Below are 19,594 nucleotides of genomic sequence, written 5' to 3'. Positions count from 1 at the left end.
CCATGAGCACATTCGAACTTCGCCCCGGAGCCCGGCCACTGGTCCGCGGCGTTGCCAGCCAGGCATCCGCAGATGGCGCGGGCGTGAAAATCCAGCGGGTGGCGGGCTTCGAGAGCCCCGATTTCAGCCCATTCCTGATGCTGGACGAAATACGCTCGGAGAACCAGGACGACTATATCGCCGGTTTCCCGCCCCACCCGCATCGTGGGATCGAGACCCTCACCTATATGCTGCACGGCGAGTTCGAGCACCAGGACCACCTGGGCAATCGCGGCGCGGTGTCCTCCGGCGGCGCCCAGTGGATGCGCGCCGGGCGCGGCATCATCCACTCGGAAATGCCCGCGCAACCGGAGGGTGGCGACACCGGCATGCACGGCTTCCAGCTGTGGATCAACATGGCCGCCGCCGACAAGATGGGTGCGCCCACCTGGCGCGATATCCAGGCGACGGAAATGCCGGAACTGGCACTGGACGACAGTGGCTCCTCCATCCGCCTGGTCGCCGGCCGCTGGACCATCAATGGCGAGGCTATGGAGGCGCCGCTGACCGAGGCCGCCGCCGACGCTGCCGTGGCGGATGCCCGCCTGGCGGCGGATGCGGAGGCCGACCTGCCGCTGCCACAGGACCACAGCGTGCTGGTTTTTGTCTACCGGGGTGCGCTGCTCACCGAGCGGGGCCGGGTCGGTCGCGGCAACTTGTTGTTGTACGGTGCCGGTGAGTCGCTACAATTGCGCGCCGATGGGCAGGGCGCCGGCCTGCTGTGCCTGCATGGCCGCCCGCTCGAGGAGCCCGTGGTGCATTACGGCCCGTTCGTGATGAACAGCCGCGAGGAAATCGAGCAGGCGCTGCGGGACTACAATAACGGCACCCTGGCTGGTTGATTCCCGGCCAGGCAACGCCCGGCCGCCGCGCGCTCTCGCGTGCGGCAATGCCCTTTTCCCGCAACCAGTACCTGCAGGCAGTGGAGAGCCCCGGCGGCATGGAAGTCTATTACACCTTTTGTTTCCTGGCCGCGGTGTCGGTATTCCTGGGGTTCCTCAACCAGTATGTGCTGCGCGCGCAGAGCACCATCGCGATCACTGCCGGTGCGCTGGCCCTGTCGCTGGCGGTGATCGGGCTGGGCAAACTGGGAGTGCTGGACCTGCGGGACTGGGCCGACCAGTTGCTGCCCCTGCTGAACCTGGAAGATCTGCTGCTCAAGGGCGTGCTGGGGTTCCTGCTGTTCGCCGGCAGCCTGCATATCGACCTGCTGGCGCTGCGCAACCAGCGCGTCGAGATCGCCATGCTGGCAATCGTGGGCACACTCATCTCCACTTTTGTGGTTGCGGGCCTCCTGTACTGGCTGTTGCCGATGCTGGGTATGCAGGTGGCCTTCGTCTACTGCCTGCTGTTCGGCGCCCTGATCTCACCCACCGATCCCATCGCGGTACTGGCGATCATCAAGAGCCTGCATGCCCCGGAGCAAGTCTCCATCCAGGTGGAAGGGGAGTCGCTGTTCAATGACGGCTTTGGCATCGTGCTGTTCACGGTGATCTTTGCCGTGGCATTCGAGGGTGGTGAGCCCACTGTTGCCGCCGTATCAGAACTGTTCGTGATGGAGGCGTTTGGCGGGATCGCCATGGGGCTCTTCATTGGCGGGCTGTTCCACTGGCTGATCTGCGCCACCAATGACCACAGCCTGGAACTGCTGCTGACCCTGTGTATCCCCACCGCCGGCTTTGCCTTCGCCAATATCGTCGGCGTCTCCGGTGCCCTGACCATGGTGGTGAGCGGTATCATCATCGGCAACTTCACCCGCGAGCGCGGGTTTTCCCGGGTGAGCCAGCACGAGCTGGACAACTTCTGGAACATCACCGAGGAGTTCCTCAACGGTATTCTGTTCCTGCTGGTGGGGCTGTTCCTGATCACCATCGACCTGGGCCCGTTCGAATTCATGCTGATGGGGGCGGCGATTGTCATCGTCCTGCTGGCCCGGGTGGCGGCGGTCACTGTACCGTTCACGGTGCTGAAACGCTTCCGCCGCTACCACCCGTACAGCGAGCGCATCCTTATCTGGGGCGGCCTGCGCGGCGGGCTGGCGCTGGCCCTGGCGATGTCCATCCCCGCCGGCCACCTGCTGGTGCAGGGAGAGGACCTGCGCCACCTGTGGGTGGTGATGACCTACGGCGTGGTAGTCTTTTCCATTGTGGTGCAGGGTTCCACCATTGCGCCGCTGATCCGGCGCAGCCGCGGTATCCGCGAACCCGAGGCGATGGCGGCCGCGGATACCTGACCCGACTCCCGATAACGACAATACAGAATCATTTCCATGGAACACGGCGGATTTCTCGTACAGGCAGTCATCTACCTGGCAGCTGCAGTGGTCGCGGTGCCGCTGGCCACGCGGCTGGGGCTGGGCTCGGTGCTCGGTTACCTGCTGGCCGGTGTCGCCATCGGTCCCCATGCCCTGGGCCTGGTGGGCGATACCACCGAGGAGCTGCATATCGCCGAGTTCGGTGTGGCGCTGATGCTATTCCTGATCGGCCTGGAACTGCAGCCGCGCAAGCTGTGGCAGATGCGCGGGGCCATCTTCGGCACCGGCAGCGCCCAGCTGGCACTGACCGCCGTGGCGGTGGCCCTGATCGCAATGCTGATGTACGAGGAGAGCTGGCGCGCGGCGCTGGCCATCGGCCTGATCCTGGGCCTGTCCTCCACCGCCATCGTGCTGCAGTCGCTGACCGAGAAAAAACTGCTGCGCACCGAGGGTGGGCGCGGCGCCTTCGCGGTACTGCTGCTGCAGGACCTGGCGGTGATCCCGATCCTGGCACTGCTGCCGCTGCTGTCGGGCAGCCCCCCGGAGCCGGACCAGGACGGCCTGTCGGGCTGGCGTTACGGCGCCGCGGTAATCGGCACCATGGTGGCCTTCGGCCTGGTGGGCCGCTATGTGCTGGGGCCGCTGCTGCGACTGGTCGCCGGCAGCCAGCTGCGGGAAATGTTTACCGTTACCTCGCTGCTGATTGTCATGGCCTCGGCGGCGGTGATGAGCTGGCTGGAACTGTCACCGGCACTGGGCACTTTCCTGGCCGGGGTGATCCTGGCGGAGAGTGAGTTCCGCCACGAACTGGAGGCGGATATCGAGCCCTTCAAGGGCCTGTTACTGGGGCTGTTCTTTATCGCCGTGGGCGCCAACCTGAATTTCAACCTGGTGGCGGAGTACCCGCTGCTGCTGCTGGGCCTGCTGGCCCTGCTGGTAGCGGTCAAGTTCGCGGTGCTGTTTCTGCTGGCCAGGGTGACCGGCATGTCCCGCGGCGAGGACTGGCTGTTTGCCCTGTCGCTGGCGCAGGCGGGGGAATTCGGCTTTGTGCTGGTGTCCTTCGCGGCCCAGAACCGTGTGCTCGACAGTGTGACCGGCAACCTGCTGATTGCCCTGATCGCCCTGTCCATGGCTATGACGCCGGTGCTGCTGCTGATTTATGAAAAGTGGATACAGCCACGCTACAGCGGGGGCAGCGACAGTGGGCGCGAGTCGGAAGAGGCGGCCCCACAGGATGAGGGCTCCCCGGTGATCATCGTCGGCTATGGCCGCTTCGGCCAGATCGCCGGGCGACTACTGAATGCCTGCGGTTTTGAAACCACGCTGCTGGAGCGCAATGCCGCGCAACTGGACATGGTGCGCCGCTATGGCATCAAGGCCTATTACGGCGATGCCTCGCGCGAGGACCTGCTGCGTGCGGCCGGCGCCAAAAACGCGCGGGTAGTGATCCTGACGCTCAGCGACCAGGCCGCGTCACTGGAGATCGTCACCCAGCTGCAGAAGCATTTCCCGCACCTGACCATCCTGGCGCGGGCGCGCAACCGCATGCATCACTATGCACTGATGGAAGCCGGGGTTAAGTATATTTTCCGCGAAACCGTGGACTCGGCCCTGTCGATTGGCGAAAAAGCCCTGGAGTTGCTGGGCCTGAGCCCGCTGCAGGCACGGCGCGCGGCACGCAAGTTCAAGCAGCACGACCAGCGTATGCTGGAGTCGCTGTTCCCCTACTGGCGCGACGAATCGCAGCATATTGCGCAGACCAAAATCTACCGCGAACAGCTGCTGCAGGCCCTGCGCGAGGACCGCCGCGACCGCGACCTGCACCTGGACCACCACTGGGACCGCGACGAAACTGCTTCCAAGCCGAAGGCCGGTATGTGATCCCTCCGTTGCCGCCACGCAGGCGGTAGTGCACAAAGATATTGCTGAATCTCTCTCTCGAGCGGCAGGGGGCGCCCCGCGGGACAGTCGCGCCCCCTCGTAGAACAGTATCTCCCCAAGTGCCAGCAGCAGGTGGTACCTGCGGCAATTGTGGTCCTCGATCAGTAGTGGCCACGGCTGGTCCACCTCCTGGTCGACATTGATGATCACACTGGCCACATGGGTCCTGCCGCGGTCCCGGTGTGGCTTGAGCACCGCACCGGGGTTGTAACGCCGGATCCCGAACACATGGGTCGACGCCAGTCGGAAGTCACAGTCGGGACCCACCGGCGACATCCTCAGCTGACTTCGCCCGGCTACACATTGCCGGGGTGGCAGGTGTTGTTACTTGCTGATGGTGAGGCTCGCCTCCAGCAGGTCCACTTCCAGTACCAGCTGGCGATGGAGATCATCGTCGATCTTTCCTTCAATGCGCAGGCGATACAGCTGTTCCCGTTCCGCCGACAGTGCTGCCAGGTGGTACTCGCGCTTGTGATTGGCCAGTGCACGGTCCCGCCTGTTTCCGGCCCAGCCTCCCCCTTGCAACCGGCGCCGGTAGTGTTCGAGCAACCTGTCCACTGCTTGCAGGGCGGTGGCTTCCCCGTCTGCACCCAGGGATGCGCGCACTGATTCCAGGCTGGCAATGGCCGCCCGGGTCGCTGCCACGCGCGCCATTCGCTCATCGCCAGTCGTCGGCTGCTCGCGCACCCGCGGTAACCGCCGTACCAGTGGGGGCAGGGCGACACTTGCCAGCAGCAGGGAAAGCAGGATCACTCCCATGGCCAGCACAATCGCCAGGTGCCTGCCCGGGAATGTAGAGCCGTCCGGCAACAGCAGTGGCAGCGACAACACCCCCGCCAGCGTCACAGCACCACGTACACCCGCAACCGCGGTAATCGCTACCAGTAACAGGCGCTCGCGCGCATTACGGATCTCGCGGTGAATGCGCGACAGGTAGATAGAGGCCCAGACCCAGGTGAAACGCAATAGCAGAAGCATGGTGGCGATTGCCGCGACATAGCCCAGTAGGACCCAGTTATCGACGATGGCACTGTGGCGTGCCCCGTCCAGGTCATCGGTCACCACTCGCACCAGCTGTTCACCCAGCAGGATAAAGATTATCCCGTTGAGTATGGCCTGCAGCGTATCCCACACCGCGCCGCGCGCCATACGCGTGGCGGCCAGCTCCGGGCCGTACAGGCTCACGTAATGGGTCGCGATACCGGCGCTCGCCGCAGCCAGGATCCCTGAACCGCCCAGTTGTTCCGATGCCAGGTAGGCGGCAAAAGGCACGAGCAGGCTCACCAGGATCTGCACGCCGGTATCCTCGCCACCCAGGCGGCCCAGCCAGCGCAGTGCATAGCCACAGGCGAATGCAATTCCGGCACCCGTGGCGACACCGGCCACCACCATGCCAATAAAGCCCACCGCGGTCCCGGTCAACGAAAAACTGCCGGTGACCACCGCCGCCACGGCAAAGCGGAAAACATCCAGTCCGGAGGCGTCATTGAGTAAAGCCTCACCTTCGAGGATATGCCTCAGGCGCGGCGGCAGGGGGGTACTTCCCCGTACCGCGACCAGCGCCACCGCGTCGGTGGGCGCGAGAATGGCGGCTACGGCAAAAGCCACCGCCAGGGGTATTGACGGAATCAACCAGTGGATAAACAGGCCTACGCCCACCACTGTGAACAGCACCAGCCCCACTGCAAGCGTCAGTATCGGCCGCAGTTCACCGAAGAAGGTACCCTTGGGGATGCGCCAGCCGTCCAGGAACAGTAGCGGGGGGATAAACAGGAGGAAGAAGATTTCCGGGTCCAGGGGAATCCGCACGCCGGCGACACCGGCAAGCAGCACACCGATGGCAATCTGTACCAGCGGCAGCGGCACGCGCACGGGGCTCAGGCGGACGATGATTCCGCTCAGCGCCACGGCAGCCAGCAACACCAGGGACAGGACAACGTAATGCATACGGTTGGTCTTGGGACCTGCAGGGGAAGTGGTGATAGCCTGTTTTCGCCGGGCCCGGACGCCGGGCAGAACGCCCCGCACGGGCACATAAGCCGGCGTCAATGCACTGCAGACCGGCGACGGCGCCACAAGTTACCGGAGAGGTGAAAGTATAGAAGGGCGGCGGGAAGGGCGGGGGCTCGACGGGATCGCCACTGCCCCCGGAACCCGCCATGCAGGTCCCGGGGACAATATTATCGGGCGGCCGGTTACTCCACCGTCACAGACTTGGCCAGGTTGCGCGGCTGGTCCACATCGGTGCCCTTGAGCAGGGCCACGTGGTAGGAGAGCAACTGCAATGGCACCGTGTACAGGATCGGCGCCAGGCTGTCCGGGGCATCGGGTACTTCCACCACAGTGACACCCGGTTCGCTGGTAAAGCCCGCATTGGGGCTGGCAAACACAAAAAGCTCGCCGCCGCGGGCGCGCACTTCCTGCAGGTTGGACTTGAGTTTTTCCAGCAGCTCGTCGTTGGGTGCCACCACCACTACCGGCATGTCGCCATCCACCAGCGCCAGCGGCCCGTGCTTCAGCTCACCGGCGGGGTAGGCCTCGGCGTGGATATAGGAAATTTCCTTGAGCTTCAGCGCGCCCTCGAGGGCGATCGGGTATTCGACCCCGCGGCCCAGGAACAGGGTGTGGTGTTTTTCCGCGAAGGCCTCGCTGGTGGCCTGCACCAGCTTGTCGAGGCCGGTGAATTCCTCCATCAGGCCCGGCAGCTGGTGCAGGGCCTGCACCAGTTCGGCCTCGCGCCCGGCAGACAGGCCGTTGACCTTGGCCAGCGCGATACAGAACAGCTGCAGGGCCACCAGCTGGGTGGTGAACGCCTTGGTAGAGGCCACGCCGATCTCCGGCCCTGCCTCGGTCATCAGCGACAGCTCCGATTCCCGTACCAGCGAACTGTTGGGCACATTGCAGATGGTCATCGAGGCCAGGTAACCCAGCTCCTTCGCCTGGCGCAGTGCTGCCAGGGTATCGGCGGTCTCGCCGGACTGGGAGATGGTGACGAACAGGGTGCCCGGGCGCACCGCCGTCTTGCGATAACGGATTTCACTGGCCACCTCTACCGAACAGGGAATACCGGCCCAGTCTTCCAGCCAGTAGCGCGCCACCAGCCCGGCGTGGTAACTGGTGCCGCAGGCGACAATCTGCACCTGCTTTACTTCCGGCAGGATTTCGTTGGCGCGGGTCCCCAGTGCCTCGGCCAGCACCGACTCGCTGCCGATGCGGCCGGCGAGGGTAGCGCGGACCACTTCCGGCTGCTCGAAGATTTCCTTCTGCATAAAGTGGCGATAGCGCCCCTTGTCCGCCACATCGTGGCCACCGTCGAGTTTCTGCACCGGGCGGCTCACTTCCTGGCCGGCGCGATCGAAAATGGCAATACCATCGAGTGTCACCTGGGCCACATCGCCTTCCTCCAGGAATACGAAGCGGTCGGTGACCTGGCGCAGGGCCATGGGATCGGAGGCAATAAAGTTTTCCTCGATGCCCACACCGATCACCAGGGGACTGCCGGCGCGCGCGCAGACCAGGGTCTGTGGTTCCCGGGCACTGATAACCCCCAGGGCATAGGCACCCTCGAGCTCACGGGTGGCGGCGGTCACAGCCTCCAGCAGGCCCAGGCCCTCGCTGGCAAGGGAGTGAACCAGGTGCACCACCACCTCGGTATCGGTATCGGAGGCAAACTCATAGCCCAGGCCCTGCAGGCGGGCCCGCAGGTCGCGGTAGTTCTCGATGATGCCGTTGTGGACCAGGGCGATATCACCGGACACGTGGGGATGGGAATTGAGGTCCGAGGGCACGCCGTGGGTGGCCCAGCGGGTGTGGGCAATGCCCAGCCGACCCGTCGCTGGCTGTGCCGCCAGCCGCGCCTCGAGTTCCGCAACCTTGCCCTCGCTCTTGCGCAGCTGCAGTTGCTGCCCGCCATCCACCAGGCAGACACCGGCGGAGTCGTAGCCCCGGTACTCCAGCCGCCGCAGTCCCTCCAGCAGGATTTCGTTCACATTGCGCTGGGCCAGCGCGCCGACAATGCCACACATAGTAAAACCTCAGTTTCGATTCTTTACCGGCCGGTTTACCCTGGGTAAACCGGCCACAAGTTCTTTTTACCTCAGGCGTGAGTGCCCACTTCGGCACACACCACCCGCACCCCGAGCCGTTCCAGCGCGGCACGCGCCCCATCACCCAGTCCGGCATCAGTCACCAGGGTATTCACCTGGTCCCAGGGCAGTTCCTGGTTGGGAATCCGTCGCCCCACCTTGCTGGACTCGGCCAGGACCACCACCTCGCGGGCCACCTCCGCCATTACCCGGGAGAGGCCGATCTGCTCATTGAATGTGCAGGTACCACGCTCCAGATCAATGCCGTCGGCGCCGATAAAGGCCTGGTCGAAGTCGTAGCCGCGCAGGACCTGTTCCGCCACGCGCCCCTGGAACGCCTCGAAATGCGGGTCCCAGGTCCCCCCGGTCATCAGCAGGGTGGGCTCGTTCTCCAGCTCCCGCAGCGCGTTGGCCACATGCAGGGAGTTGGTCATGACTACCAGGCCGCGCCGGTGGTCGAGCTCGGGAATCATCGCCGCGGTAGTGCGGCCGTAATCGATCACGATGCGGTGGTGATCCGGTATCAATCCGGCCGCGGCGCGGCCGATGGCCCGCTTGACCTCGGAGGGCGCCTCTTCCACCACCAGCTCCCGTGGCACCGGGATGGCGCCGCCATGGCGGCGCAGCAACAGGCCGTGGCCCTCCATGGTGGTGAGGTCCTTGCGAATCGTAACCTCGGAAGTTTCGAATTTCCGTGCAAGCTGTTCCACGCTGGCCTCTCCCGCTTCGTTCAGGAGGGCCATGATCTGGTGCCGGCGTTGCTGGGTGTTGCGCTTTGACATGATGTATCAAGTTTCGTTTCGAAACTTAAAGATAGCAAATCGAAAGGAAAGTTCCCAAGGAAAATTTTCACATCACTGGAAGAAGGCGGAGCAATAGAGCCTGCGAAGCTAGCTGGACAGGGCGTTCACCAGGGCCTGTAAAAAACGCGCCAGCTCGCCGCCGGTCACTGCCCGGTGATCGGCACTGACCGACAGGGGCAGGAGCGGACGGGCCGCGGGCTTTCCATCCACAGCCACTACTCCCTGGTAAGTTCGGCCGGCCCCGACAATCGCCACAGTGGGTGGCATCACTACCGGGGTGGCATAGCGCCCGCCCAGGGCACCGAAGTTCGACAGCAGGATGGTTCCCCCCTGCAGGTCCTCGCGGGCGATACCGGTTTCGCGGGCCTGGTCCTTGTACTCACCTATCTGCTGCTGCAGGTCAGCATCGCTGCAGTTCGCCACGTCCCGCAGCACCGGCACGAACAGGCCGCGGGGAGAGTCCACCGCCAGGCCGATATTGATCGCCGCTGATGGCTGCAGCTGCCCGTCCTCGTAGAGCGCATTGAGGTGCGGCTCTTCCACACACGCCTGCTGTATCGCGCGGACCAGTCGTACCGTGGCGTTCTGTTCGCCCCACCAGGTGGAGATATCCACCTCGTCGCACAGGGTCATCGGTGCCACCTGGTCCCTGGACCGGCTCATGGCCAGTGCCATTGCCCGCCGCGCCGGGGAATCCGCCGGGCCAGCCACGCCCTGTTTGCGCTCGCCTGTTTCCCGCTGTGCCGCCGTGGCGGCAGGTCCTTTCTCGCGATCCCCGGCCAGCCGGCGCACTTCGGCCTCGGTAAACCGTGCATCCCGCGGTTGGTGCCGCTCCAGGTCGACCCCCAGCCGACGCGCCAGGGCACGCACACCCGGGGTCGCCCGGCGTGCCTCCCGCTCTCCCGGCGCCTGTTCACTGCCCAGCATCTCGCTGCCGCCCTGGATACGGCCAACCACGGTGCCGGCATCGGCCGCCGCAGTCTCCTCAGCCTGCGCTGCGGTCTTCTCATCGCTTTCCCGGGTGGCACCAGCCCTGCTGTCGGCAAAGCCCACCAGCGGCTCCCCCACCTCGACCGTGTCACCCTCCGCGGCGTAGAGTTTTTCCACGATACCGCCGCGGGGGGCGGGCACCTCCACCAGGGCCTTGGCCGTCTCGACGGTGACCAGGCTGTCGTGGGCGCCGATGGAATCCCCCTCGGCCACATGCCATTCGCGGATCACCGCATCCGGCAATCCCTCCCCCAGGTCCGGCAGCTTGAACACCTTCATGCCGGGTACTCCAGGGTGCGGCGGACACCGGCCAGGATTCGGTTGACGTCGGGCAGGTAGTGATTCTCCAGCCGATAGTAGGGCATCACCGTGTCATAACCGGTAACCCGGCAAACCGGCGCGTCGAGCAGGTCGAAGGCGTACTCATTGACCTGGGCAATGATCTCCGCTCCCAGGCCTCCAAACCGTGCCGCCTCATGGATAACAACGCAACGGCGGGTCTTCTCCAGTGAGTCGATGATGGTGTGGATATCCAGGGGCTTGAGGGTGGCCGGGTCGATCACCTCTGCCTCCACACCCTCACTGGCGAGCGCCTCGGCCGCCGCGAGGGTCTCCTTCAGTGCGGCACCCCAGGCCACCAGGGTGATATCGGACCCCTCGCGCAGGCGGAAACAATGATCCAGCGGCAACGCCTCGCCATCATCCGGCACTTCCTGGCGGGCGGCGCGATAGATCCGTTTGGGCTCGAGAAATACCACCGGGTCCGGGTCGCGGATGGCGGCCAGCAGCAGGCCGTAGGCGCGTGCAGGTGAAGACGGCACCACCACCCGGAGTCCGGGAATATGGGCGAAGAGTGCCTCGGTACTCTCGGAGTGATGCTCCGGGGCGTGAATCCCGCCGCCGTAGGGGGCGCGATAGACTATGGGGCAGGACAGGCGGCCACGGGTGCGGTTGCGCAACCGGGCGGCATGGTTGAGTACCTGGTCGAACCCGGGATAGATAAAGCCCATAAACTGGAATTCCGCCACCGGCCGCAAGCCCTGGGCCGCCATGCCGATGGCGATGCCGGCAATCATATTCTCTGCCAGCGGTGTATCCAGTACCCGGTCAGTGCCAAATTCGGCCTGCAGCCCGTCGGTGGCGCGGAAGACACCGCCGTTGACGCCCACATCCTGGCCGAACACCACCACCCGCTTGTCCTGGCGCAGTTCGTGGGCCAGGGCGAGTGTCACCGCCTCGACCAGGGTGATGGCGGCCATCAGGTTTCGTCCCCCGCCGGCCGCGCGGTCCCGACCTCGGCGCACTGCTCCAGCAGCGCCTCGGGCAACCCGGCGTATAGATGGTCGAACATGGCGGTAGGAGCATCCGGTTCCCGCTGCCGGTATTCCCGCAGTTCCCGCTCGAGGATTTCCGCCAGTTCACGCTGCAGCTCCTCCTCGCGCCCGTCATCCCAGAGGCCCGCGTGCTCCAGGTAACGCCGCAGCCGCTGCAGTGGTTCGCGAGCACGCGCCTGCTCCAGCTCCTCCGCCGGGCAATAGCGCGAGGCATCATCGGCGGTGGTGTGGTCGCTGAGGCGGTAGCTTACTGCCTCGATCAGCATCGGCCCAGCCCCCTTGCGCGCGCGCTCGATCGCATCGGCCACCGCGGCGCGCACGGCAATCACGTCGTTGCCGTCCACCTGCAGGCAGTTGATGCCGGCGGCCACCGCCTTCTGGGCAATGGTGCAGGCCGCCGTCTGGGCCCGGCGGGAGACCGAGATGGCCCACTGGTTGTTGTTGATCACGAACACCACCGGCAGTTTCCATACCCCGGCCAGGTTGATTGCCTCGTAGAAATCCCCCTTGGAGGTGGCCCCGTCACCGGCGCTGGATACCGCCACCCTGGGTTTTGCCCCCATCTCGCGCTGCTGGTAGGCGAGTGCGAACGCCACCCCGGCGGCGTGCAGTAGCTGCGTGGCGATAGGCACGCACAGGGGGAAATCCTCCCGGGCATGGGCAAAATCCTGGCCGCGCTCATCGCCGCCCCAGATCGCCAGGATCTCGGCAATAGTGACGCCGCGCTCCAGCAGGGCGCCGGTTTCCCGGTAGTAGGGGCAGTAGATGTCGTCCTGGCGCAGGGCGCTGCCGGTGCCGACGCCGATGGCCTCCTGGCCCAGGCTGGAGGGGTAGGTGCCCAGCTGGCCGGTGCGCTGCAGCTTCACGGCACGATCATCCACCAGCCGTGCCAGCGCCATCTGGCGGTAAAGCGCGAGCAGCGTATCCGGGGTAGCGAAGTCGGGCAGTGCCTGGGTCGCGCGTCCCTCCTCGTCGAGATACTGCAGGTGGGCAATATCGAACGAGGCTATCAGGTGCAAGCGGGGTTTGTGCATCGGGTAATTCCCTTTATTCCCGATGCGCAAGTGTAATGGATCAGCCGGTGGATGCCGGCAGGCGGGGAGGGGATAGCCGCCGGTTTTTCAGCCGCTGCGGCCATCCCCCGCTGTTGGAATCAGGATTTCCTGGTGGGGCGCTGCCAGCCGCTGACGTTGCGCTGCTTGCCGCGGGCCACCGCCAGGTCCTCATCCGGCACCTCCCGGGTGATGGTGGAACCGGCGCCCACGGTTGCCCCCGCACCCACCCGGACTGGAGCCACCAGGGCGGTATTGGAGCCGATAAAGGCGCCGTCACCGATTTCAGTCAGTGACTTGTTAACGCCATCGTAATTACAGGTAATGGTGCCGGCGCCGATATTTACCTGCTCACCCACCCGGGCATCGCCCACATAGGACAGGTGATTGACCTTGCTGCCGCGGCCGATGTGGGCCTTCTTGGTCTCGACAAAATTGCCCACCTTGGCCCCGTCCGCCAGCTCGGTACCGGGGCGCAGGCGCGCAAACGGGCCGATGGCGCAGGCTTCGCCGACCTGTGCATCCTCGATTATGGAATTCGCCTCGACCCTTGTGCCTGCAGCCAGCCGGCAGTTTTTCAGCAGGCAGTTGGGGCCCACCTGCACGCCATCGCCCAGGACCACCTCGCCTTCGAAGACACAATTGATATCGATCGAAACATCCGTGCCGCACTCGAGCCTACCCCGCAGGTCAAAGCGGGCCGGGTCCAGTAAAGTAACCCCCGCATTCATCAGCGCCAGCGCGCGACCGTGCTGCAGGGCACGCTCCATCTGTGCCTGCTGGGCGCGGCTGTTGACGCCGGCGACTTCCAACGGGTCGCTGGCGCGCACGCCGGTTACCCCAATATTCTCGCTGACAGAGCGCGCGATAACGTCGGTGAGGTAATACTCACCCTGGGCATTGTCGCTGGAGAGCTCCGGCAGCCACTGCTTCAGCAGGTCCGCCGGTGCCGCCAGGATACCGGTGTTCACCTCGCGGATCGCCAGGGTATCGGCGTCGGCATCCTTTTCCTCGACGATGGCCTGTACCCGGCCGCTGTCGTCCCGCACGATACGGCCATAGCCGGCCGGGTTCGCCATTTCCACCGACAGCAACGCCGGCCCCCGGTCGGAGGAGGAGAGCAGCGATTGCAGGGTGCCCGCCTTGACCAGCGGCACGTCACCGTAGAGGACCAGTACGGTGGCACCGGCACGGAAGTTGGGAATCGCCTGGGCCACTGCGTGGCCGGTGCCCAGTTGTTCCGCCTGCTCGACGAACTTCACTCCGCTGCCGGCATACTGCTCCCGCACCAACTCGGCGCCGTGACCCACCACCACGGTAATTTCCACATCCCCCAGCTGCTGCGCGGTTTCGATCACCCGACCCAGCATGGGTACGCCACCGATCGGGTGCAGGACCTTGGGCAGGTCAGAGCGCATCCGGGTGCCTTTGCCCGCAGCGAGAATAACGATATCAGTGGCCATGGAACCTCTTTCTGACTCAACGGTAAGACTAGGGCGGCAATTGTGGCCAGTTCCACCAGCGATCACAAGCGCAGGGCCATCTTGCGGCACCTAGACTATTGCACACGTGCAAAAGCGCGCGGGCAGGAGAGGGGACGTGGAACGGAAGGGCTTGTGGCTATCCATACTCGGCTGCCTGGCGATGGCGGCACTGGCGTTCCTTTTTACTTCCCTTTCCGGGTCGGCTGCGATTTTCCTGGATGGTGTCTTTTCACTGGTGAACTTTGTCATGTCGCTGGTAATGCTGCGGGTATCACAGCTGCTGCACCGCGCACCGGACCGGCGTTTCCACTTCGGCTATGCCAGTTTCGAACCCGCATTCAATGTCCTGCAAAGCCTGGTGAACCTGGGCGTCATGCTGATGGCCCTGTCATCCGCGGTGTTTGCGCTGTACCGGGGCGGCCGCGCTGTGGAAAGCGGTCCGGCGGTGCTTTATGCGGCGGTGGCAATGCTCGGTTGCCTGGTAATCTACATAGTGCTTCGCCGGATTGGGCGGATCTCCGGCTCCACCCTGATCCAGGTGGACGCCTTCAGCTGGTTGATTGACTGCTTCCTCAGCGGTGTTGTGCTGGTGGCATTTTCGGTGGTATGGATCTGGGGCGCGCGGCTGGGTCCGTGGTTACCCTATGTGGATTCCTGGCTGGTGATCGCAATGGTGGTGGTGATGCTGCCGATTCCGGCCCGCATCCTGTACCGGAACCTGATGGAAGTGCTGTTGGCGGCCCCGTCGGCGGAGCTGCAACTGGATATACACCGCGCCTTTACCCGGGCCATCCGGGATATCCCGGCCCGGGACTGGTCTCTCAGTATCAACAAGGCCGGGCGCAGCATTTACCTCCACGCCCGTATCCTGGTGGAGGAAAACCAGGAGCAGTGCCCGATCTCCCAAGCCGATACCTGGCGGGAGGTTCTGGTGGAGCGAATGGCTGACCTGGTAGAAGAACAGGAATTCGACGTGATGTTTACCTCCGACGCCGATTACCTCTGAGATCGCCGGGGCCAGGGCTTTTCAGACTTTTCTTCTTGTGCTGCCTTGTCGCTGCTGACATAGCCATACTTCAGCATCCCCACGAATACGCTGCCACCGACGGTATTACCAATGGTGGCCCAGGCGATATAACCCAGCATTTCGCTGGTATCGATCGCACCGGCATTGCCCAGCCAACCGCTGAACATGGCGACGGATCCCGCCACACAGTGGGCCAGGCCGCCAACCCCGATCACAAAGGTGATCAGGATAATCAGCACCACACGGCCGATCGTATCCTGCGATGAAGTGGCGACCCAGCCCAACAGGCCCATCAGCCAGCCTGCCAGCACGGCCCCCAGGAATATCCCGGAGCCGGACTGCTCAAGGCTTTTTACGCCATAGTGTGAAAGTGCCTGCGGATCAATATAGGGGCTCACTTCCTCATACTGGGCCAGCAGCAGGCCGAACATCAGGGCACCAAGCAGGTTTCCGCTGTAGATCACCCCCCAGACACGGCCCAGAGCCCAGACACTTCTGCGACGATCGAGGACCGGAAGTATCGCCAGGGTAGTGTGCTCGGTGAACAGGTCGGTCCGGCCGATAATTACCATTACGAAACCGATGGGATAGCTGGCGGCCAGCAACAGGTGCAGCTGGCTCTTCCCCAGGTCTTCATTGAACAGGGTGTAGAGCACTGCCATAAGGAAGAAACTGAAGCCAATTTCCAGGCCCGCAGCGGTTGCGGACATAAACAGCGAGGAGGAATTGCGACGGTACTCATGCAGGCTGGCGGCCATCTGCTCCTGCAGTATTTCGCGGTCGCTTTTGGGTTTGTCAGAATCACCGTTGGTTGCCATGCACCGGCCCTGGTTTCCAGCAGCTACCACGAAGTGTGGCGCACTTGTGCAGGCTTTTAGCTTAGACCATCCGGGATTATGGGCCTGCGCAAAGCCGCTGGCTGGCACCACCAGGCGGAAGGCACGGGATATTTCGACTCGAGCTGACGCAAGTTTCCGGAACCACCATTTCAGCCTTGGCGACTATGGCAAAATTGAACACTGGTGTGACCATCTGGCCCAATAAGCAGGGAGGGCTTACCGTCGATGCACGGTGGGTGTGTTCTCAGTTTTCCTGGTTTATGATCACTTCATATGCAGGGACGCATATTCAGTTTTCAGGTGAGGACCGTCACCAAAGTGGATGGACCACATCCCAATCCCCTGCCTGTTTCCGGTTAACCGATAAACCCGGGTTCAAACCTGCGTAGCCCTGCAATTGGGTTACCGGCACTGTTTTGCCGCTGACATTCCGACAAGCCATGAAAAACACTGTGAAAAAGGTTCTCCTGATTACCCCGCAAGCTTCCGAGGCCTTTGGTGGTGAGGCAATGCTCCCTGTGCAATATTTCCGCCATTTGCCCGCTGCCGGGATAGAAGTTGCCATGATTGTGCATGAACGGGCCCGGCGTGAACTGGAAGGGCTGTTCCCCGGGCGCCAGGACCAGATCCACTTTGTGAAGGATTCATGGCTACACCGGTTGCTCTATCGCTGCGGGCGCCTGCTACCCCAGCGAATCGCCAGCTTCACCACCGTATTCGCTGTCGACCTCCTGACCGAAAGGGCACAGAAGCGGATTGCCCTTCAGCTCATCCGCAAGGAGCGTATAGACCTGGTACATGTCCCGATCCGGGTTTCACCCAGACTCCCATCCAGTATCCACAACCTGGGACGGCCTGTGGTATTTGGTCCGCTCAACGGTGGCATGACCTTTCCCGATGGCTTTGTCCACCAGCAGGCCTGGCTGGAAAAGGCATTTATGGATGCGGGACGCACATTGTCACACCTGGCCAACCGATTCATACCGGGCAAGCCTCGGGCCACCACAGTGGTCGTCGCGAATGCCCGGACGAGAAAGGCGCTTCCTGTGACGACAGGAATGAAGATCGTGGAGCTGGTGGAGAATGGGGTAGACCTCTCACTCTTCCAGGCAAGACCGGCGCGAAAGAGGCAAGCCTCCGATTCCTGCCGTTTCGTATTCCTGGGTCGGTTGGTGGACTGGAAATGTGTCGACATGTTGCTCGAGGCCATGGCCCGCCTGAATTCAGCTGGTCTTGCTCCGGAACTGGAGATCATCGGTGACGGTCCAGAAAGGCCTGCACTTGAGCGTCTTTCCAACACTCTCGGCCTCAGCCAGCAGGTACGCTTTCGTGGCTTTGTCCCGCAGCGGGACTGCCCGGCACAGCTGGCCCAATGTGATTGCCTGGTGTTACCCAGCATGTATGAATGCGGCGGTGCTGTGGTACTGGAAGCCATGGCTATGGGTCGGCCGGTGATAGCCACCAATTGGGGGGGGCCGGCGGACTACCTGGACGCCGCATGCGGCATGCTTGTCGATCCCGGTAATGGCCGCCGGGATTTTATCGTGCGGCTGGCAGAGGCGATGCGCGCAATCATTGCCGACCCCGCCGGGGCTGAAGCCATGGGGGCAGCGGGGCGCGCCAAGGTGACGCGCCAGTTTGACTGGTCGAAAAAGGCCGGGAAAATGGTCGAGGTTTACGCCGCCACACTAAAGGCAGGCCAGTCCCCGCGTTGCAAGGTGCCGCTGCCGGAAAAAGCCATAACGCGGTGTGGTTAAGCAGTGCCCCTCAGGCGTCGCTGGTTTCCGCCGCCAGGGCTTCATCCAGTTCGGTAGCCCGGCGGAAAGCCTTGCGGTCACTCACCCGGGCAAAATAATCGATAAATTCCTGTCGTTTTTCGATAGTCCCGAACTGTAGTCCCCAGCCAACCTGGGCACCGACATACACATCCGCAGCGGTGAATCGCTTGCCGGCGATATAGGGGTTGTCCGTTACCCCACGGGAGAGGGCATCCAGTGCCAGCCCATAATTGCCGTAGCCAGCCATGCGCTGCTTTTCGGGTGCGGGATCACCACCAAAAATGCTCCGGTTGGTCAGAGCCGCCTCAATGGGCCCCGCGGTAAAGAACAGCCAGCGATAGTAAGCGGCCCGTTCCTCCCGGGTAGGTGCGAGACCTGCTTCCGGATATGCCTCTGCCAGATATGCACAGATGGCAGCGGTCTCAGTCACCACCTGGCCATTGTGAACAACAACGGGCACCTTGCCCATCGGGTTGATGGCATGGAACGTGGCGGATTTCATCCCTGCGCCGTACTCGACCACCTCCACCTCATACGGCTGGCCGATTTCCTCGAGCATCCAGCGGACAATGCGTCCGCGAGACTGGGGGTTGGTATAGAAAACCAGTTGATCAGTCATTTGGCTAAGTCCTCTGTGGAAAACACTGGAGAGTCTATTCCGGTTGCTGCAGTCCAGACGAGTGATACGCGCGACAGCGCCGGGAAATCACAAATAATTCACAAACGCCCAGCAGGTACAGATGTACCGCTCCGGGATAAAGTCGGTATTCAGGATCCAGCGGTTACTGAAGGGGAGGCGGGGATTCCGCGCTGCTGTGCCCACATTACCGCCGCCTCGATGGCATCACCCCATTCATTCACGAGCTCACGGGCGAACTGTATTTCCCTGTCCAGGGAAAATTCCTGGCCCTGCGGATCCTTGGCGTGTTTGGGGGCGATGCTTTCCCATGCCTGGGCCAGCTCCAGCGTCGATAACCCGAGTTCCAGTTGCCGGTTGGCCCGGGACAGGCTTTCGACGGGATCCGCGCGCAATGATTCCAGCGTTAACGGTGCGGTCTCGGTCGCCCCCGTTCCGCCCGCCACGGACGACATGGCGGTGGCCTGGGCTGCATAGGCACAGGCAAGCAGGCAACAGATGCTGGTCATGGAACCGGGATAAGATTGTGCCTCGCTCACTAGACTGGGGGGAACTGAACCCACCTGGCGAAGCCTTTCAAGTAGTTCGAGGGTTTGCCTGATCCGGGGCTTGCCGCCACGGAATATTGCAACGATATAGGCGCGGAGATCACAGGTCATCGACAGTATCCGGTAATTTCCGTTTTTTGCACCGCCGGTCGCCAGCAGGATATTGTCCCAGTTGGACAGCTTGATCGCAGGCCTGGCATAAGGCGCCATTGAGAAGCACAGTCGCGCCACAGTGCGATCAAATAACTTCTGTGTCTCGCTAAGGTGGGCCGGATCAACCAGTCCCGGCAAGCAGGCGTTGGATAACCGGGTAATTGCCCGCGGCTCCCGCAGTACAAAGGATTTGCCCGGAACTGACAGTACGCGGCTCAACAGGGTGGAACCACAGAAACCAGAATGGATAATCAAGGTGCCGGTCACTTCCCCGGGCGCGGGGTCGCTACGCCATCCGCGCAGCCTCTCTGCCGTTATTGCAACCAGGTCATTGGTGGCAGCCAGCGGGTGCCGGCCATCATGGAAGGGCATTGTCTCGATATGATCTATCGACACCTGTGCGAAATGGAATTCATCTGTCTCTGCATCGTAGTCAACCGGTAACCAGCTGGAATCGTCAAGAATCTCAGTGGTGCTCTCCATGGATAACGCCCGTCCGGGACGGCAAATTCCAGTTGCACTCATGACTACTTACTCTCCCGAGTCCACACCAGCAGTGATGCGATTTTTTGTTCATTTTTCTTGTGCTGGCATCACGTGATCGATATACCGACGGGTATATCTGCAGGT

The 19,594-nt window shown here is 63.2% G+C and carries 15 protein-coding genes; 5 read left to right on the top strand and 10 right to left on the bottom strand.

Annotation, left to right across the window (positions count from 1 at the left end; all coding sequences use genetic code 11):
* The first annotated feature begins 2 nt into the window (after nucleotides 1–2).
* From ACH6CX_RS07515 to ACH6CX_RS07505, 3 genes are read left to right on the top strand one after another with little or no spacing between them, the layout of a single operon-like run.
* Nucleotides 3–881, top strand: a complete 879-nt coding sequence (locus ACH6CX_RS07515; RefSeq protein WP_232940289.1) for a pirin family protein — start codon at nucleotides 3–5, stop codon at nucleotides 879–881.
* A 47-nt stretch (nucleotides 882–928) separates the two neighbouring features.
* Nucleotides 929–2,272 (top strand): sodium:proton antiporter, encoded by a 1,344-nt coding sequence (locus tag ACH6CX_RS07510; protein WP_232940290.1) that lies wholly within the window; start codon nucleotides 929–931, stop codon nucleotides 2,270–2,272.
* A 36-nt stretch (nucleotides 2,273–2,308) separates the two neighbouring features.
* Nucleotides 2,309–4,174 carry a monovalent cation:proton antiporter-2 (CPA2) family protein gene (locus tag ACH6CX_RS07505; RefSeq protein ID WP_232940291.1) on the top strand — a complete coding sequence of 622 codons (1,866 nt, stop codon included), beginning with the start codon at nucleotides 2,309–2,311 and terminating at the stop codon, nucleotides 4,172–4,174.
* A gap of 384 nt (nucleotides 4,175–4,558) precedes the next feature.
* Here ACH6CX_RS07505 and ACH6CX_RS07500 read toward each other — a convergent pair whose 3' ends face one another.
* From ACH6CX_RS07500 to glmU, 7 genes are all read right to left on the bottom strand, one after another.
* Nucleotides 4,559–6,181, bottom strand: coding sequence for a Na+/H+ antiporter (locus ACH6CX_RS07500; RefSeq protein ID WP_396675250.1), 1,623 nt, complete (start codon nucleotides 6,179–6,181; stop codon nucleotides 4,559–4,561).
* A 248-nt stretch (nucleotides 6,182–6,429) separates the two neighbouring features.
* Nucleotides 6,430–8,259, bottom strand: coding sequence for a glutamine--fructose-6-phosphate transaminase (isomerizing) (glmS, locus tag ACH6CX_RS07495; RefSeq protein ID WP_237062250.1), 1,830 nt, complete (start codon nucleotides 8,257–8,259; stop codon nucleotides 6,430–6,432).
* A 71-nt stretch (nucleotides 8,260–8,330) separates the two neighbouring features.
* On the bottom strand, nucleotides 8,331–9,101 hold the full coding sequence (locus ACH6CX_RS07490) for a DeoR/GlpR family DNA-binding transcription regulator (protein WP_237062252.1): 771 nt from the start codon (nucleotides 9,099–9,101) through the stop codon (nucleotides 8,331–8,333).
* 108 nt (nucleotides 9,102–9,209) lie between these two features.
* Entirely contained in the window at nucleotides 9,210–10,391 is a 1,182-nt protein-coding gene (locus ACH6CX_RS07485; RefSeq protein ID WP_237062254.1) for a dihydrolipoamide acetyltransferase family protein, read from the bottom strand.
* On the bottom strand, nucleotides 10,388–11,371 hold the full coding sequence (locus ACH6CX_RS07480) for an alpha-ketoacid dehydrogenase subunit beta (protein ID WP_237062256.1): 984 nt from the start codon (nucleotides 11,369–11,371) through the stop codon (nucleotides 10,388–10,390). Before ACH6CX_RS07480 ends, ACH6CX_RS07485 begins: the two co-directional genes overlap by 4 nt.
* Complete coding sequence (gene pdhA / locus ACH6CX_RS07475; protein WP_232940300.1) at nucleotides 11,371–12,480, bottom strand: pyruvate dehydrogenase (acetyl-transferring) E1 component subunit alpha; 1,110 nt, start codon at nucleotides 12,478–12,480, stop codon at nucleotides 11,371–11,373. The genes ACH6CX_RS07480 and pdhA overlap by 1 nt, the downstream gene beginning before the upstream one ends.
* Nucleotides 12,481–12,599: 119 nt before the next feature.
* Nucleotides 12,600–13,961: a bifunctional UDP-N-acetylglucosamine diphosphorylase/glucosamine-1-phosphate N-acetyltransferase GlmU gene (gene glmU / locus ACH6CX_RS07470; protein ID WP_232940302.1), complete on the bottom strand. Its 1,362-nt coding sequence runs from the start codon at nucleotides 13,959–13,961 to the stop codon at nucleotides 12,600–12,602.
* A gap of 136 nt (nucleotides 13,962–14,097) precedes the next feature.
* On the opposite strand from glmU, the gene ACH6CX_RS07465 reads away from it, so the two are divergent.
* Nucleotides 14,098–14,988 carry a cation diffusion facilitator family transporter gene (locus tag ACH6CX_RS07465; RefSeq protein ID WP_334078369.1) on the top strand — a complete coding sequence of 297 codons (891 nt, stop codon included), beginning with the start codon at nucleotides 14,098–14,100 and terminating at the stop codon, nucleotides 14,986–14,988.
* On the opposite strand, the gene ACH6CX_RS07460 is transcribed toward ACH6CX_RS07465, so the two are convergent.
* A complete protein-coding gene (locus ACH6CX_RS07460) occupies nucleotides 14,979–15,827 on the bottom strand; it encodes a formate/nitrite transporter family protein (protein WP_232940306.1) in 849 nt (282 codons plus the stop codon). The two genes, ACH6CX_RS07465 and ACH6CX_RS07460, sit on opposite strands and share 10 nt — an antisense overlap.
* A gap of 473 nt (nucleotides 15,828–16,300) precedes the next feature.
* Between ACH6CX_RS07460 and ACH6CX_RS07455 the strand changes: the two genes are divergently transcribed.
* Complete coding sequence (locus ACH6CX_RS07455; RefSeq protein ID WP_334078368.1) at nucleotides 16,301–17,605, top strand: glycosyltransferase family 4 protein; 1,305 nt, start codon at nucleotides 16,301–16,303, stop codon at nucleotides 17,603–17,605.
* 10 nt (nucleotides 17,606–17,615) lie between these two features.
* Here the strand turns inward: ACH6CX_RS07455 and ACH6CX_RS07450 are convergent, their stop codons facing one another.
* Both ACH6CX_RS07450 and ACH6CX_RS07445 read right to left on the bottom strand, forming a co-directional pair.
* On the bottom strand, nucleotides 17,616–18,245 hold the full coding sequence (locus ACH6CX_RS07450) for a glutathione S-transferase family protein (RefSeq protein WP_237062269.1): 630 nt from the start codon (nucleotides 18,243–18,245) through the stop codon (nucleotides 17,616–17,618).
* Between the two features lie 149 nt (nucleotides 18,246–18,394).
* The gene (locus ACH6CX_RS07445) at nucleotides 18,395–19,447 is read right to left on the bottom strand and encodes a hypothetical protein (protein ID WP_396675249.1); all 1,053 of its coding nucleotides are present in this window, start codon (nucleotides 19,445–19,447) and stop codon (nucleotides 18,395–18,397) included.
* Nucleotides 19,448–19,594: the final 147 nt, after the last annotated feature.

It is taken from the genome of Microbulbifer sp. JSM ZJ756 (assembly GCF_044383805.1).
GTDB classification, from domain to species: Bacteria; Pseudomonadota; Gammaproteobacteria; order Pseudomonadales; family Cellvibrionaceae; genus Microbulbifer; species Microbulbifer zhoushanensis.
Note: the sequence above shows the minus strand (reverse complement) of the source record. Positions and strands in the feature narration are given on the sequence as shown.